This window comes from Candidatus Clostridium stratigraminis, from assembly GCF_045310675.1.
GTDB classification, from domain to species: Bacteria; Bacillota; Clostridia; order Clostridiales; family Clostridiaceae; genus Clostridium_AT; species Clostridium_AT stratigraminis.
In genome coordinates this window covers 1-15,770 of sequence record NZ_JBJHZZ010000006.1, presented here as the reverse complement: position 1 = coordinate 15,770, position 15,770 = coordinate 1, and the positions used below count along the sequence as shown (strand labels likewise).

The 15,770-nt window shown below is 32.7% G+C and carries 11 protein-coding genes; 9 read left to right on the top strand and 2 right to left on the bottom strand.

Annotation, left to right across the window (positions count from 1 at the left end; translation table 11 throughout):
• Positions 1-219 precede the first annotated feature (219 nt).
• From ACJDUG_RS10240 to ACJDUG_RS10200, 9 genes are all read left to right on the top strand, one after another.
• On the top strand, positions 220-564 hold the full coding sequence (locus ACJDUG_RS10240; RefSeq protein WP_406769802.1) for a helix-turn-helix domain-containing protein: 345 nt from the start codon (positions 220-222) through the stop codon (positions 562-564).
• A gap of 208 nt (positions 565-772) precedes the next feature.
• Positions 773-907, top strand: coding sequence for a hypothetical protein (locus ACJDUG_RS10235; RefSeq protein WP_406769801.1), 135 nt, complete (start codon positions 773-775; stop codon positions 905-907).
• A gap of 146 nt (positions 908-1,053) precedes the next feature.
• Positions 1,054-2,223 carry an HNH endonuclease domain-containing protein gene (locus ACJDUG_RS10230; protein ID WP_406769921.1) on the top strand — a complete coding sequence of 390 codons (1,170 nt, stop codon included), beginning with the start codon at positions 1,054-1,056 and terminating at the stop codon, positions 2,221-2,223.
• 33 nt (positions 2,224-2,256) lie between these two features.
• Entirely contained in the window at positions 2,257-2,565 is a 309-nt protein-coding gene (locus tag ACJDUG_RS10225; RefSeq protein WP_406769800.1) for a phosphoribosyl-ATP pyrophosphohydrolase, read from the top strand.
• Between the two features lie 165 nt (positions 2,566-2,730).
• Positions 2,731-4,599 (top strand): deoxyguanosinetriphosphate triphosphohydrolase family protein, encoded by a 1,869-nt coding sequence (locus ACJDUG_RS10220; RefSeq protein WP_406769799.1) that lies wholly within the window; start codon positions 2,731-2,733, stop codon positions 4,597-4,599.
• Positions 4,600-5,122: 523 nt separating this feature from the next.
• Positions 5,123-9,862, top strand: a complete 4,740-nt coding sequence (locus ACJDUG_RS10215; RefSeq protein WP_406769798.1) for a DEAD/DEAH box helicase — start codon at positions 5,123-5,125, stop codon at positions 9,860-9,862.
• A 413-nt stretch (positions 9,863-10,275) separates the two neighbouring features.
• Positions 10,276-11,325 (top strand): AAA family ATPase, encoded by a 1,050-nt coding sequence (locus tag ACJDUG_RS10210; protein ID WP_406769797.1) that lies wholly within the window; start codon positions 10,276-10,278, stop codon positions 11,323-11,325.
• Positions 11,318-13,576, top strand: coding sequence for a S8 family peptidase (locus tag ACJDUG_RS10205; protein ID WP_406769796.1), 2,259 nt, complete (start codon positions 11,318-11,320; stop codon positions 13,574-13,576). The genes ACJDUG_RS10210 and ACJDUG_RS10205 overlap by 8 nt, the downstream gene beginning before the upstream one ends.
• Positions 13,577-13,951: 375 nt before the next feature.
• Positions 13,952-14,866, top strand: a complete 915-nt coding sequence (locus ACJDUG_RS10200) for a hypothetical protein (protein ID WP_406769795.1) — start codon at positions 13,952-13,954, stop codon at positions 14,864-14,866.
• A 330-nt stretch (positions 14,867-15,196) separates the two neighbouring features.
• On the opposite strand, the gene ACJDUG_RS10195 is transcribed toward ACJDUG_RS10200, so the two are convergent.
• Both ACJDUG_RS10195 and ACJDUG_RS10190 read right to left on the bottom strand, forming a co-directional pair.
• Complete coding sequence (locus ACJDUG_RS10195) at positions 15,197-15,418, bottom strand: DUF2922 domain-containing protein (RefSeq protein ID WP_406769794.1); 222 nt, start codon at positions 15,416-15,418, stop codon at positions 15,197-15,199.
• Between the two features lie 61 nt (positions 15,419-15,479).
• Positions 15,480-15,701: a DUF1659 domain-containing protein gene (locus tag ACJDUG_RS10190; protein WP_479723035.1), complete on the bottom strand. Its 222-nt coding sequence runs from the start codon at positions 15,699-15,701 to the stop codon at positions 15,480-15,482.
• Positions 15,702-15,770 lie beyond the last annotated feature (69 nt).

Here is a 15,770-nt window from a genome sequence, read left to right as displayed (position 1 = left end):
ATTATAAAGGATTTAGATAGAGAGTGGAAATTTCCACTGACCAACTGTTGAGTTTGGTAAAACAAACGAATCGTTGACACATATACGTAATCAAGGCATTGCAGCGTAAGAAAGTCAACGATTCATTGATATATATCAACTAACTCACGATTGTTTCCTGCCTGTTTAGATTGTATAATTCGGTTATAAAGCAGTTAATAATTGAATGGAGGAATGATTGTGAATATTAAGATCGGGGCGAGGATAAAAGAACTGCGCAAACTTCAAAATGTCACTAAGGAAAAGCTTGCCGAAGCGCTGGGGGTGACAAACCAGGCAATATCCCGATCGGAAAGCGAAACCGGCTATCCAGACATCGAGTACATCATACCAATAGCCAATTTTTTTAAGGTTACTGCGAATTATTTATTAGACGATGGCAGCAATGAAAAACTGTTGAAAATGGAAATTGGCGAAGAGAACGGAAGCAATAGTCAAATCAAGTGTTCATTTTGCGGAAAAAGTAAGTCGCAGGTTAAAAAATTACTAGTGGGACCTGAAAAAATTTCTATTTGTAACGATTGAGTTTCAAGGTGCGCTAGTATAATGTTAGAGCACTGATGATGAAAGCTCTACTGTGAGATTAGTAGCGATACCGAATCCTGTATATAGCTTTGATGGTTGGTATTAAGATGGGAGTTAGGCCTTCTAGAATTTAATAACAGCGCTAAGAGATAAAGTTATTGCAGTTCAGGAAATAGAACCATCAGAACTTACAAATCCCTTATACAGCATGAAGAAAGGTATACTTACTCCTCATATTGGCTGGAAGGGGGTTGAAACAAGACAGAGGCTTATAAATATATTGGCAGAGAATATTGAGGCATATATTTCGGGAAGGGTTGTTAATGTTATAGTGTATGATTAATTATGAAGGATTTAGATAGAGAGTGGAAATTTCCACTCTTTTGTATTTTTCTGCAGGAATTGGGAGGTAATTGTAGAATACTTAATTTTATAAACATTAAGTGTCTAAAAGAAAAAAAGGGGGACAAGGAGCAATCCTATAAACAGATGAAAACTAATATAGATAATTCAACAAGATTGATTCTACCTAAAAATATACAAAATGCCGTTCCCTACAGTGATAAAATAGACTCTAGAACATTCTCAAGATTATTAGATGATGACAAAGTAGTTGCTAGCTATAAGATGTATTGGCTATTAGGGATTATTGATGAAGTTAGTATTGGAAATGTGGAAATATACTTTGAGCAGATAGTGGCAAGGATGATAGTATATGCCTGGTATCCAATACTTCAGTATAAGCTAAGCTTCGGAAGATTTGATAATTTAAAGAAGCCAGTTAACTATGTATACTGTAAGGAAAACTTTGCTTCAAACTATGATGAAAAAAAGCTGTTAGCTTATCTAACAAGCAGTGATGATAAAGAGCTGAAGTTTATGATGAAGGAATTAACTTATAATGTACCCTACAGATTACTATCTCCATTCTTTTTCGAGGAACTTCATGGTGTAAAGGACAGTTCTAAAAATAAGATGATAACCTACTTATCTCAAAACAGTGATAGATGTTTATATAAAATTATAAAAGGAGATAAGAATAAAATACTTTTAAGTGAAGGCTGGGACGAGTATCTAAAGGACAACTATAAATTGATTAAATCATGGATTTATTACAAATTAGTATGCTTTATTCAAAAGAGAAATCCTAATGTGCCAGCAGTAGCCTTTAAACTTGAGGCTCCAAAGACTAGAAAGCTAACAAGTGCAACAAAGCTTTGGAAAAACATAATCTCATGCAAGGGGATAAGTGATTTATATACCGGTGAAGAGTTTAATAAGGATAATTACGAGAAATATGGAGTTTTAAGCATAGATCACTTTATACCTTGGAGTTTTGTTTTACATGATGAGATATGGAACTTAGTACCTACCTTTAAAAATATAAACAGTAAAAAGAGCGACAATCTATTACTCTTTGATAAATATATTAATGAATTTTGTAAAATCCAATACAAGGCATTTTCCTATTTATGTGAGAAGAAAGTAGAAGCAGCACTTGAGCAATATATTGATGTATTAAGGCTGGATAATCCATATGATTATTATAAATTCAGCCCAATGGAAAGTTTTAATACTAAGCTAAGGCAGTGTATTTCGCCTTTATATCAGATAGCTGAAAATCAAGGCTTCCAGGTGGTAAATAAGCTATTTAATTAAATTTAACAATATTTAAATGATGGGGGAAAATAAATGAAAATATATAATAAGCTTATAAGAGATAAAATACCACAAATAATTGAAGCAGATGGGAATAAGTATGAGATAAGGATAGCAGATAAAGAGGAGCATTATGCTCTTCTTGAGGCTAAGCTACAGGAAGAGGTTAAGGAGTTTTTAGATGGTAAGAATCTAGAGGAGCTGGCAGATGTGATGGAAGTGTTATTTGGGCTGGCGGAGAGTTTGGGGTATAGTGAAGAGGATTTGATTAGGAAGAGAGAAATGAAGAAAGAGGAACGTGGCGGGTTTAAGGAGGGAATTGTGCTGGAGAAGGTTTATTAATATCATTATGTGAATTTTTATATTGAATGCATAAAAAATAAGAACTATAAAAGCATTTTACATAAAAAAATTTATTAAAGTTAGCTCATTTAAACGATAATTAATGTAAATAGTAAGAAACAACATTGAAAAGGGGACATGATGATGGTAAATAATTTTTTTCTATTGGGAAAGTTTAAAAACGATCAAACACAAATAATTAAGTATATTAAGAAAAGTTTAGAAGAGGGTATAAAATATCATTATTATATTACAGACGAAAATGACCGGCCAACTCTTGAGAAATTAAGACACCATAGTGAGTTTGAGATGATTTTTATTATTTTTGAAAGAAGAGAAAGCGAATATCATGCATTAGAATTATTCCTAGGACATGGAGAAATTAGCAGGGATAATAAGTTAGATTACAAAATTTTATTTAGTACAGATTCAAAAATAGTAATTGATAATTTTATAAATAGTTCTGGGTTAGATTTAAAAAATGATTTTATGGTAAATTCTTATTTAAGTATAGAAACTTCTAGAGAATTGTTTAAACAAATTGAATTTGCGCTAAAGGGAAGTTATGTTGTAGAGTCTGTAAGTTACAATGAGCAGGTGTACGGACCTATTCCATTAGAAACTAATTTATGTACTTTAAGTCAAAAAAATGAGCACTGTAAAAGAGCAATTGCTATAAATAGTGCAGATGGATTTCGTGGTGAGTTTCAGAGAGATCGTGAACGTGTAGTACATGCTAAAGCGTCAAGAAGGTTAGTAGATAAAGCTCAAATATTTACATCAACAAAGGGAGATCATTTTAGAACAAGAATGACACATACGCTTGAAGTATCTCAAATAGCGCGTGGTTTAGCACTTAGGTTAAACGTAAATCACGATTTAACGGAAGCTATTGCTTTGGCACATGATATTGGACATACTCCATTTGGACATCAAGGGGAGAGAACACTGAATAGTATATTAAGAAATGAAATTAAAATAATTCCATGTGCTGATGAAATAGATTTTGGAGGGTTTAAACATAATTATCAAGGACTCAGGGTTCTGTCCTATATAGAGGAAAAATATTTTAGTCATGAAGGTATAGATTTATCATATCAGGTTTTAGAAGGTGTTTTAAAGCATACTGGTGGCAAAGTTAAGGATTGTGAGAATTGTGACTTAGAAACATGTACTAGAAAATGCTTTGATATAAATGAATTTTTAGTTCATGGAGAATCTGATTATTTATTTCTAGAGTATAAGTTTCCAACTACAATAGAAGGACAGATAGTTGCCATTGCTGATGAGATTGCCCAAAGAGGACATGATTTAGACGATGCTTTTGCTGCAAAGCATTTAAGTTTTGATGAATTATTGTCTTATAGTGAAATAAGAAAAATGAAACCAATTAAAGATATCTTGAATAATATCCAAGAAGATATGGAAAAAATCAAAAATGAAAATAAGATATTTATTGACGAAAATGATATGTTGAAATCTAGGCTGGTTCCTGAAATTTTAAGCTATTTTATTCAAGATATCGTTAACCAATCACAAATTAATATAGCTGAATTTAATATGGAAAATGAACTATATAGAAAATATCATAGAGTAAAAGAAAAATTAGTTGAATTTAGTAAAGAAGGAAAATTCATTTTAGAATACCTTGAAAGGATAATAACGAAGAAAGTTATAAATAGCTTTGAAGTATCAAGATTTGATGACAAGGCAAAATTTATAATTACTTCATTATTTAAATCATATTATAACAACCCTAAATTATTGCCTGATACAACTCTTGCACGAATATATAGAGATATTAGAAAGATTAGTAATAATGTTATTGATTTTAGGAATGGAGATCCAAAATTGATTGCTGATGAATTTAGCATGATATGTTACAGTGAGCCTAGAGATGAAGGCGGAAAGATTGATTTAAATAATGAATATATCTGTAAAAGGGAAATTCTTGTAAGAAATATTGCAGATCATATTTCTGGTATGACAGATAACTATGCAATGAATGAATATAATACTATTTATGGTATATAAAATAGTTTCTTTAGCAAAAGAAATTATATTTGAAATTTTTCAATATCTCAATTTGAGTTCTCATTTTCCCTTTTCAGATTTCTATCTTTCTCCTTATGGGCTTAAATTACCGCTACAAGGATATGGTATGTTATTTTTCTGCAAGGTTAATAGGACAAGCAGTACTTACTGAAATAGTAAATAAAAGGTGGTAATGATATAATTAATATGAATCAGAACGAAAGTATAAGCTTAATTAAAAAAGGCATATGCCGGTTTTAAATAAATAATAATTTGTGAGAATTGTCAGTCAAAAAAGTCTAGCTTAAAAAAAGTGAAAGTATTGACCGGTAATTTTTCAATATAAAAGTGGTTGTAATGATAATATAATAAATCATGAGTTAACCGATTATCTTTTTTAATTTTAGTGTCGTGGAATGTTATGATATTAGAATTAGACAAGTTGATACTGAATTTGAATAATAAAATGAGGAATACACCAGCAGCATTAAGTGTTAACTTGCATTTTGGAGGGATTAAATATATGGAAGACAAGGCTAGTTATAAGATTATACATCATTCATTTGATAAAATAATACATGATTTAGAACGTGAGGATATGGAGCAACGAGATCGAGGTACCTTTTTTGAATTGTTAGCTACAGCATATTTGAAACATGAGCCGATGTATGCACGTTTGTTTGATCAAGTATGGATGTTACGGGATATTCCTGAAGAGTATGGAGTTCCTAAGAAAGATACTGGAGTAGATTTGGTCGCACGCAATAGGGAGACTGGCAAGCTGGTTGCTATACAGTGTAAGTATTACTCGAAAGATACAACAATTCAGAAATCTCATATTGATTCTTTTTTAAACGAAGTAGGGAAGAATTACTATGCTGAGGGTATCATTGTAACTTCAACGGATAAGTGGAGTAATAATGCAAATGATGCTCTGCAGAGTCGGGATAAGAATATTGCTCGTATCGGGTTGTCTCAATTACGTGAAAGCGAGATCGATTGGTCTAAGTTTTCTGTGGAAAAACAGAACTTAGTCGAATTGAAACCATCTAAGCGACCACTTCCTCATCAAATTCCTGCAATCGAGGCAGTTACCAGTGGATTTAAAACCAGTAATCGGGGGAAGTTAATTATGGCTCCAGGTACAGGTAAAACCTATACCTCTTTAGTAATTGCAGAAAAGATGGCAGAAATGAAAGATGGTACATTTAGAGTATTGTATCTTGTTCCAAGTATTCAGTTACTTTCTCAATCATTAAGAAATTGGACTGCTGACTCTAAGTATCGCGATAGAATGGATACTTTCGCTGTTTGTTCAGATAGAAAAGTTACGAAAAATGTAAAAAATGAGAATGAAATTGAGGATATTACTGCAGTTGACTTAGGCTATCCTGCGACAACAGACTACCGAAAGCTGTTAGAACGGCAGAAGTGTATTAACTTATCAGATGGCCAAAGTAAGTTTTTGGTAGTATTTTCGACATATCAGTCAATAGATGTAATAATTGAATCGCAGAAAAATGGCTTTTATGAATTTGATTTGGTTATTTGTGATGAGGCTCATCGTACAACTGGTGCTACAGAAGTAGGGTCAGAAGCTAGTCCTTTTGTAAAAATACATAGCGATAACAACATTAAGGCTAAGAAACGTTTGTATCAAACAGCTACACCTCGTATTTACGGTGAAGATGCCAAGCAGAAAGCAGATGAAATGTCTGTAATTATAGCAGATATGAATGACAAAGATATTTACGGGGAAGAGTTTTATCGTATTGGATTTGGCGATGCTGTAAATAAGGGGATTTTAACTGACTATAAGGTTATGGTCCTTGCTGTTGATGAAGAAGCAGTTGCTCGGTCATTCCAAACTATGTTGGCTAACAAACGAGATACAGAACTTGAATTCGATGATATAACGAAAATAATTGGTTGCTGGAATGGTTTGATTAAACGCAGAAGTAATTCTAACGTGATTTCACTAAATCCTATGAAGCGTGCGATTGCTTTTGCTGGAACAATTCGTGATTCAAAATTGATTAAAGAAATGTTCACTGAAGTTGTGGAGATGTATTTAAATGAGTCAGGAGGCGAGGTAGAGCCAGTTCGAGTAGAGATAGACCATGCAGATGGTTCAATGAATGCTTTGCAGAAGAACGAGAGGATTTCTTGGTTGAAAGCAGAAGTTCCAACAAACACTTGTCGTATCCTTTCTAACGCCAGATTTCTTACAGAAGGTGTAGACGTGCCTGAACTAGACGCTGTAATGTTCTTAAAACCTCGTAAATCTCGTATTGATATAGCACAGGCGGTCGGCCGTGTTATGCGTAAAGCTGAAGGAAAAGATTATGGTTATATCATTCTTCCAATTGGGATTCCGGCGGGTGTTGATGAAAGTACGGTTTTAGATAAGAATGAGAAATATCAAGTAGTTTGGGATGTTTTAAACGCATTACGTTCGATAGATGAACGTTTTGATGCAACAATCAATAAGTTGGAATTGAATAAGAAGAAACCTGAACAGTTACAGGTTATTGGAGTAGGTTCCGCACCAAATGAAAGTGAAGGCGGATTTACTGTTGCAAAGCCAATAATACAGCAGCTGAGACTAAACCTTGATGGAGAAGAATTCACGAACATTGAACGTGCAATCTATGGAAAGATTGTGAAAAAGGTTGGGAATGTACGTTATTGGGAAGATTGGTCTAAAGATGTAGCACAAATTGCTCAACAACATATTATGCGTATAAGGGTGATGTTGGAAGATAGCAATAGTGAGGCTTATAAGGCATTTCAAAAGTTTGTATCAGGGCTACGCCATAACATCAATGCTGCTATTTCAGACCAACAAGCAATTGAAATGTTATCGCAACATTTAATTACTAAACCAGTATTTGAAGCCTTGTTTGATTCATACAGTTTTGCCAATGACAACCCTGTCTCAAGAGCTATGGATACGGTTTTAAAGGTTTTGGATGAATATGGTCTTTTAAAGGAACAAGAACGTTTAAAAGACTTCTATATGAGTGTACGTGTTCGAGCTGAGGGAATTGATAATCTTAAAGCAAAACAAGAAATTATTATTCAGTTGTATGATAAGTTTTTTAAAGTTGGGTTTAAAGAAACAACTGAACGCTTGGGAATAGTGTTTACACCAGTTGAAATAGTGGATTTTATTATTAACTCTGTTGATAAGTTGTTAAAAAAACATTTTAGCAAATCGATAAGTGATGAAGGGGTTCACATCCTTGATCCATTTACTGGCACAGGTACATTTATCGTGCGGTTATTACAAAATGGATTAATTTCTAAGGAAGATTTGGTGCGGAAGTACACACAGGAACTTCATGCAAACGAGATTGTGCTATTAAGTTATTACATTGCTGCAATAAATATCGAAGAAACATTCCATTCTATTATGAATGAAGATTATAAACCGTTTAATGGTATTGTTTTGACTGATACTTTTGAAATCACAGAAAAAGCAGATTCATTTATAGATGAATTATTTGGAGATAATAATGAGCGTATTGAACAACAACAGAAAGAATCCATTTTTGCGATAATTGGTAACCCGCCATACTCAGCAGGCCAATCAAGTGAGAATGATAATAATGCAAATAATGAATATCCTTATTTAGATGATAGAATTTCAAATACTTATGCAAAATATACTAATGCAAAGATGAAAAAAACTCTTTATGATAGTTTTATTAGAGCTTTTAGATGGTCTTCCGATAGAATTGGTAAAAAGGGTGTTATTGGATTTGTTACTAATGGTTCATTTTTAGATAGTCAAGCTACAGATGGATTAAGAAAATGTTGGTATGAAGAATTTAATTATATTTACTTCTTGAATCTTAGAGGTGACGCTAGAACATCTGGAGAACAGCGAAGAAAAGAGGCTGGAAATGTTTTTGGAGAAGGCAGTAGATCCTCAGTTGCAATAACAATGCTTGTGAAAGATGACTCGGAAAATCATGAAATATACTACCATGATATTGGAGATTATCTATGTAAAGAACAGAAATTATCAGCCATTGCTGATTTTAAATCTATTGATAGAATTTGCTGGGATAAAATTATTCCTGATAATAATAATGATTGGTTAAACAAAAGAGATGAAAATTATCAATCTTTTGTTCCGGTATATTCTGAATCCAGAAATAGAATATTTAATGAAATGATGATTGGAGTTACTACCAGTAGAGACTATTGGGTATACGGATTTTCAAAAGAAAAAACAATTGAAAATGCTGAACGCATGGTTGCGAACTATAATTCGGAAATAAAGCGACTAAAAAAAATAGGGGAACAGGGAAATGTTAATTTAATTAACACAAATGGGTCATTTGTAAACTGGAGTAGGGCATTAAAGAAGAAATTTGAGAAATCTCAGGTTATAAGTATTGATAAAAATAACGTTTTTTTAAGTCAATATCGACCTTTCTGTAAAAAGTGGCTATATTATGAAAGTGATATTATTGAGATGCCTGGCAGATATCATAACTTTGATATTAATTCTGTTTATTTTAAGTATATTCAAACACTTGGTTTAGGCTCCAAGAGAGATTTCTCTGCAATAGTTGGAAAATGTATTCCGAACTTTCACCTTATGGATACTGGGAAAGTTTTTGTTAATCAAATAAATTATCCCGATACCTTATTTGGAAATGAATCTTATAATAATGAGTCGGAGTTCGCTATGGAATTATTTGGAATGAATTGTGAAGAATTATTTTACTATATTTATGCAGTTCTTCATTCTTCTCAATATAAGGAAACATACAAGAATGATTTATCTAAAGAACTTCCCAGAATTCCTCTTTTGGAAAATAAAGACAAATATATTAAAATTGGTCGTGAACTAGCTGATTTGCACTTAAATTATGAATCAGTTGATCCATTTTATGGTATTAAACTTGAAGGGAAATTAAATCCTTCATATAAAGTTGTAAAGATGAAATATTCTAAGAAAGGTGTTTTGGATAAGATTATCTTCAATACTGATATTACTATTTCAGAGATTCCCTTGAAGGCATATGAGTACGTTGTAAATGGTAAATCAGCAATACAATGGATTATGGACCAGTATCAAGTGAAAGTAGATACGGACTCTGGTATCGTTGATGATCCAAACTTGTACTCTGATGATGAACGCTATATTTTTAATTTACTATTACGGGTAATTAATCTATCCATTCAAACTGTAGATTTAGTTAATAGTTTGCCGCCGTTTAAAATCGTAGATATAAATTTGAAATAAGTCGTATACTTTTGAAATTAATCACCTATGGAGTATTTCATAGGTGATTAATTATTATTGACTATTTAATATAAATTCTCATCTATGCAATTGCCAAATAAGTCGGGGTATGGAACACCAAGCAAAATTATGGTGTTACTAAAAGCATGTAGGGATAGGTTTGTAATCATAATTCAAGAAAAGGAATGTGTTTAGTGGTTTGTATAAATTCTACAGTTTTTTATTTACTAATATCTAAATGTTGATTAAATATATTGAACGTAATCTTGAAAGGAGCTATTTCAAGCAAATATTTTTATAATTTAAATTTTGTGTAGATAAATGTCAATTTTTATATTTGTCCCAATATTGACATATGTGTCCCAATGTGGTATAATGTATATAAAGAAAAGAAAGCAAGGAGCGTGCGTAATATGAAAAAGAAAAACGTTATAAATTTAATAAAATATTATTCAGAAGATAATGATGCTGGGTTTAGAAGTGAAGCGTACGAAATTGCAAAAGATTTTGATACATCGGGAGATTATCAGTTAGCAGAATATATTATGGCCTTAATGTCTAACGCAAATACATTTATTCCACAAATGAATCAAAATGAGTCTGCATTATTTGAAAAGGTTGAAGCGAAAGGTGAAATGCTTTTACTTCCAGATGTCATTATGCAAGATTTATTAGGAATTGTAAATGCAGTTGCTCATAATGCAGGAATTAACAAGTTCCTACTTCAGGGAGCACCAGGAACAGGAAAAACGGAAGCTGTAAAGCAATTAGCGCGTATATTAGAGCGAGAGATATATATGGTAGATTTTGCTGCAATAATTGACAGTAAACTTGGTCAGACACAAAAAAATATTTCCGCATTATTTAGGGAAATAAATAATTTTGTTCATCCAGAAAAGGTCATAGTCTTATTTGATGAGATTGATGCAGTGGCTTTAGATCGTACAAATTCTAATGACTTGAGAGAAATGGGCAGGGCTACATCTGCCATGTTAAAAGGTATGGATTATATGGATGAGAGGGTAGTATTGATTGCAACTACAAATTTATTTGAGCATTTTGACAAGGCTTTAGTTCGCAGATTTGATTCTGTAATAGATTTTAATAGATATACACAAGAAGATTTAATGTCGGTGTCAGAAGAAATGCTTAATAAATTTTTGACTAAATTTAAACTTGCAAATAAAGATGTAAGACTGTTTCGCAAGATACTTAATTTAAAGTCGCCAATTCCTTATCCAGGCGATTTGAAGAACATTATAAAAACAGCAGTTGCATTTAGTGATCCGGATGACGGCATGGATTACTTTAGAAGATTGTATTATGCAGTTTGTTCTGAGAAGTCAGAAGATTTAAAAAAACTACAATCACAAAAATTTACTATACGAGAAATTGAGATTCTAACAAAAAAATCGAAAAGTAGTGTTGCTCGTGAACTAAAGGAGGTAGGTGAAGATGAATAACATATTACAATTAAAAGGACAGTTTCAACAAAGAAAAAATTCCAATTTATTTGGTCCCACTAACTTACCTAAAGGAGCAATTGTTACAGCACAACATATTGAGGAACTTAAAGAGCAACTTCAGAGGATTTTAGTATACTGGGAAAAAAATCAGACAATAATAGGCGGCGCACTGGTTAGTGTACACTATAGACATGTTGTTGCAAAGAGTAATCGTCTGAAAACCTTATTGGGAGAAGGAAGTAAATCTCCTAAATTATCTATTCGTGGTGCAAAGTTTGTTTGGGGACCTGAAATGGAAAAGGGAGGGCTTAGACAAAAACATGTTTTTACGCACTTTATAAATCTTAAAGCAATTCAAGATTCTATAGAAAAATTAGATGCTTCTGTAAGAATTGTCCGAGAAAAATATAAAGGAAAGATTAAAGATAAGGATACAGAGCAGATTAATAAAGGAAATTATAGTGACAGCTATATTTCAAAATCTACTTTCTTAAATGTGATTGTTGACGCACATTTTGTGGAACAATTTGATATAGATAGAGATACAAAAAAAATAGAAGAAGAATCTATTATTACAATATATAAAACGGGAGTTGAAACATCGGAGCTACTCAGACAATTTGGAATAGATATGATAAATGCAAAAATGATTGATGAGACAACGTTAAGACTTGATCCGGATGAAATCAGGATGCTTCAAGAGAATGCGCCTTATTTGATAGCTATGAATGTGATTGATCTTTCAGAAATCGCGCGTGAAGATATATTGGATTTTGATGAAGATGAAAATAACAGAATTATTACAATTCCGAGACCGAATCAAGAGCCGGTTGTTGGTGTGATAGATACTCAGTTTGATAACCGGGTGTATTTTCATGAATGGGTAAAATATGAAAAAAAATTATCATCAGACATTGAAATAGAAGAAGAAGATTACAAACATGGAACTGCGGTTTCATCTATAATTGTAGATGGACCAGCATTCAATCCTGGATTAGACGATGGCTGTGGAAGGTTTCGTGTGAGACACTTTGGCGTTGCCAAGGCAGGTAAATTTAGTTCCTTCACTATATTAAAGCTTATTCGAAATATCGTGGCTGTAAATAGAGATATTAAGGTTTGGAATTTATCTTTAGGTTCTGCAATGCAAATAAATAACAATTTCATCTCTCCAGAAGCAGCAGAATTAGATAAGATTCAAAGTGAATATGATGTGATATTTGTTGTTGCTGGAACCAATAAAGGAAAGAGGATACAAGCACCATATAAAATAGGTGCTCCAGCAGATTCTTTAAATTCTTTGGTGGTAAATGCTGTTGATTTTACTGGAAAATCAGCATCTTACACCAGAATTGGACCAGTACTGTCTTTTTTTCATAAGCCTGATGTCAGCTATTATGGGGGGGATGGTCCTGAAAAAATTGTAGTATTCGAACCGTTAGGAAAAGCATATGTTACGGGAACCTCTTTTGCAGCTCCATGGATTACAAGAAAAATGGCATATCTTATTCATATTATGGGGCTGAGTCGAGAAGTAGCAAAGGCATTGTTAATTGATTCAGCTGCAGGATGGAAACGTAAGGATGATGGTTCATTTCGTATTGGTTATGGAATTGTACCTAAGCGTATTGAGGATATTTTGCATTCTAAAGATGATGAAATTCGCTTTATTATGACCGGGTCAATTGATGAATATGAAACTTACACTTATAATATACCAGTTCCGCAAGATATGAATGCACATCCCTATTTTGCAAAAGCTACACTGGTATATTTCCCTAAAAGTGACCGTAATCAAGGCGTAGATTATACAAGTACCGAAATGGACATCCACTTCGGACGCATTATGGATAAGGCTGGCAAGGCAGTTATAAAAACTATTGATTGTAATAATCAGGCAGAGGATGGAGTAATCACTATTTATGAAGAAGAGGCACGCAAAATGTACCGTAAATGGGATAATGTAAAACACATTAATGAAACAATTAAAGCTGGCGCCAGACCGCGAAAGGTTTATGATTCAGGAATGTGGGGATTAAGTATAAAGACTAAGGAACGCCTTGAACCCAAAGCAGGACGAGGACTTCAGTTTGGAGTCATAGTTACCTTAAAGGAAATGAATGGTGTTAACCGTATTGATGATTTCATAAAGATGTGCATGGTTAGAGGATGGATTGTAAACAGGCTTGATATTGACAATCAGTTCGATGTTTACCATAAGGCAGAAGAAGAAATTGATTTCGAATAATTATTAATTTTTTTGATAAAAAAGATATTTTTATAACTTACAGATATCTATTTGCATAATCTCAACCTTGCTCAGTTAATATGTGCCACAGATGTACATTAACTTATTAGAACAGATAAAGCATGGTTTATCAATAAAAATTTTTTTTAAGAACATAAAATGTAGAATAAAAAAAGCACCGAATTGGCGTTCGGTGAAGAGCAAATTGACAGAAGTACCAGCGTATAGTACACTCATCAACTTATATCATTGATATTGTACTACAAATTGAAGCTTGTTACAATAGGAAATCTGTTAATAGAAAGGTAAAAAATGCTATTTTTATTCTGCTTTATGATTATATATATTGTCACATAATTTGGAATAAAAAGGAGAATGATTATTATTAGTAAAAAAATATTTGTTTCAGATGTTTGGAACTTGGGATGTAAAGGACATGAAAATTTTGAGTTTATTGATGTGGCTTTAAATAGAGATAATTTACTATTTATTGATCCATGTCTACTTGAAAAATTAAATGATAATTGGTCAAAAATGGCTATTTCTACAATAAACTCTTTCTTTTATGAATTTTATACGGCTTATAGAAATAGCGATACATTATTAAAGTATAGCCTATTAGGTCATGCAAGAGAGCAGAATGCAACCCGTTTAGGGTATGGTAATGGAGATAATGGAAAAGGAAACTCACCAGAGGGACTTATTCATGATTTTCGACCTCTTGAATCACTTATTGCTAAGATTAATACAATAGGTATTCCACAAGATATTACTATACTTATTCCTGGATTTGCCGAAGATGGCTTTTCAGATTTACTTACCAATGTGATTCATAAAGAACTAAATGATTTCACATTAGCTCAAATGAGTAAATATGGAATAGATCCCAATAGTAGCACTAAATTTTATACATGGGACATGGAATTACGGGTATGGATAGAGGTTGAATCACCTTGCTATAGATATGGAAAGGATGAAATTCTCTTAGTTCCAAAGTCTATTGTCAGAAGGAATTATTTATTTGGTGTTGGGCAGTATTTTGGTAGAATTATTCTTGAAAGAAAAAGAGAAGAAAATGGATGGCGAGATGACAAAGGCAAACTTATTCCTAAACGAGAGCTTGAAAAACAACTTCGAACAAGTGAGGAGCATTGGAAATATGAATATGCCATAGACTATTCTAAGAAGCACAATGATGCATTAGAGGAATATCATAAAAAGTTACCATTATTCTATGCAGAATATGGACAACCTCTTGATAACGATAAATTGGATAAAATTCTTTATTAAAACTAAGTTGAGTCTGCGTAAGAGAAAAATGGAACATTGAATCAAAGAGTAATAGCTGGGAGCTAACTCTTAGTTATCTCCTAGCTTCTCAAAGGAGCTGCCATCAGTCTTTCTTATCATTAATAAGGCATGGAAAACGGCAGTCATGAATGTACATATGAAAATTGCCGAGATCTTTGCACACCGAAGCAAAAGAAATAAAAGTTAGCAGTGGTGTACTTCAGAGAAAAGGAATAAAGTAAGAACGTAAATAGATTTGTAGAAATCAAATCTATTTACGTTCCATTTTGTCTAGCATTTAGGGGTACATTGGGCAGATACCCCTTTTAATTATCTAACCTCCAGTGCAGTAACATTTCTCTCAGTAATCTGAGCAGAATGTTTTGTTACAAGGTTGCCGCCGGATGACTTAAATATATTTTTTGCTATTATAACATCCATGGCAGCAGATACTTCATTTTGAGTAACATCATCTCTTACTCCGGCAAGTGTAATACTTGCTCTTGAGCCTAATTCGTTTAAGAAAGTCATTACTAAACTTTTATCTGCCATTATATTTCCTCCTTTCAATTAGAATTTTGTAATCTAACATTTACAATGGGCCAATTACTAATTATGCATTTAGAAGTATGTTGTCGTCACTTCTTAAGATATCTGTGATTTCATATTGCAATAGAGGAGCTAAAGCATTTGCAGTATCTAATATGCTTTGATCGTCTGCTGTTACTTTTATGTTTGAGAACTTCTTTGCCTTGATGACATCTTTACCAGTTAAGTCGATGCCGTCTTTGTATTTAATTGTCATAGAAGATTGAGCTAATACACTGTTGTTGATTTACAATTAATATTGACCCCTCTTTTACATTGAAAATTGACCCCTCCACTTTAAAATATTATCCTTTAT

Bases quoted from the DNA above. Each gene is read 5' to 3' on its own strand.
- ACJDUG_RS10235 (WP_406769801.1), top strand. From the start codon at position 773: ATGAAGAAAGGTATACTTACTCCTCATATTGGCTGGAAGGGGGTTGAA.
- ACJDUG_RS10205 (WP_406769796.1), top strand. From the start codon at position 11,318: ATGAATAACATATTACAATTAAAAGGACAGTTTCAACAAAGAAAAAAT.
- ACJDUG_RS10200 (WP_406769795.1), top strand. From the start codon at position 13,952: ATGATTATTATTAGTAAAAAAATATTTGTTTCAGATGTTTGGAACTTG.
- ACJDUG_RS10210 (WP_406769797.1), top strand. From the start codon at position 10,276: ATGAAAAAGAAAAACGTTATAAATTTAATAAAATATTATTCAGAAGAT.
- ACJDUG_RS10225 (WP_406769800.1), top strand. From the start codon at position 2,257: ATGAAAATATATAATAAGCTTATAAGAGATAAAATACCACAAATAATT.
- ACJDUG_RS10230 (WP_406769921.1), top strand. From the start codon at position 1,054: ATGAAAACTAATATAGATAATTCAACAAGATTGATTCTACCTAAAAAT.
- ACJDUG_RS10215 (WP_406769798.1), top strand. From the start codon at position 5,123: ATGGAAGACAAGGCTAGTTATAAGATTATACATCATTCATTTGATAAA.
- ACJDUG_RS10195 (WP_406769794.1), bottom strand. From the start codon at position 15,418: ATGGCAGATAAAAGTTTAGTAATGACTTTCTTAAACGAATTAGGCTCA.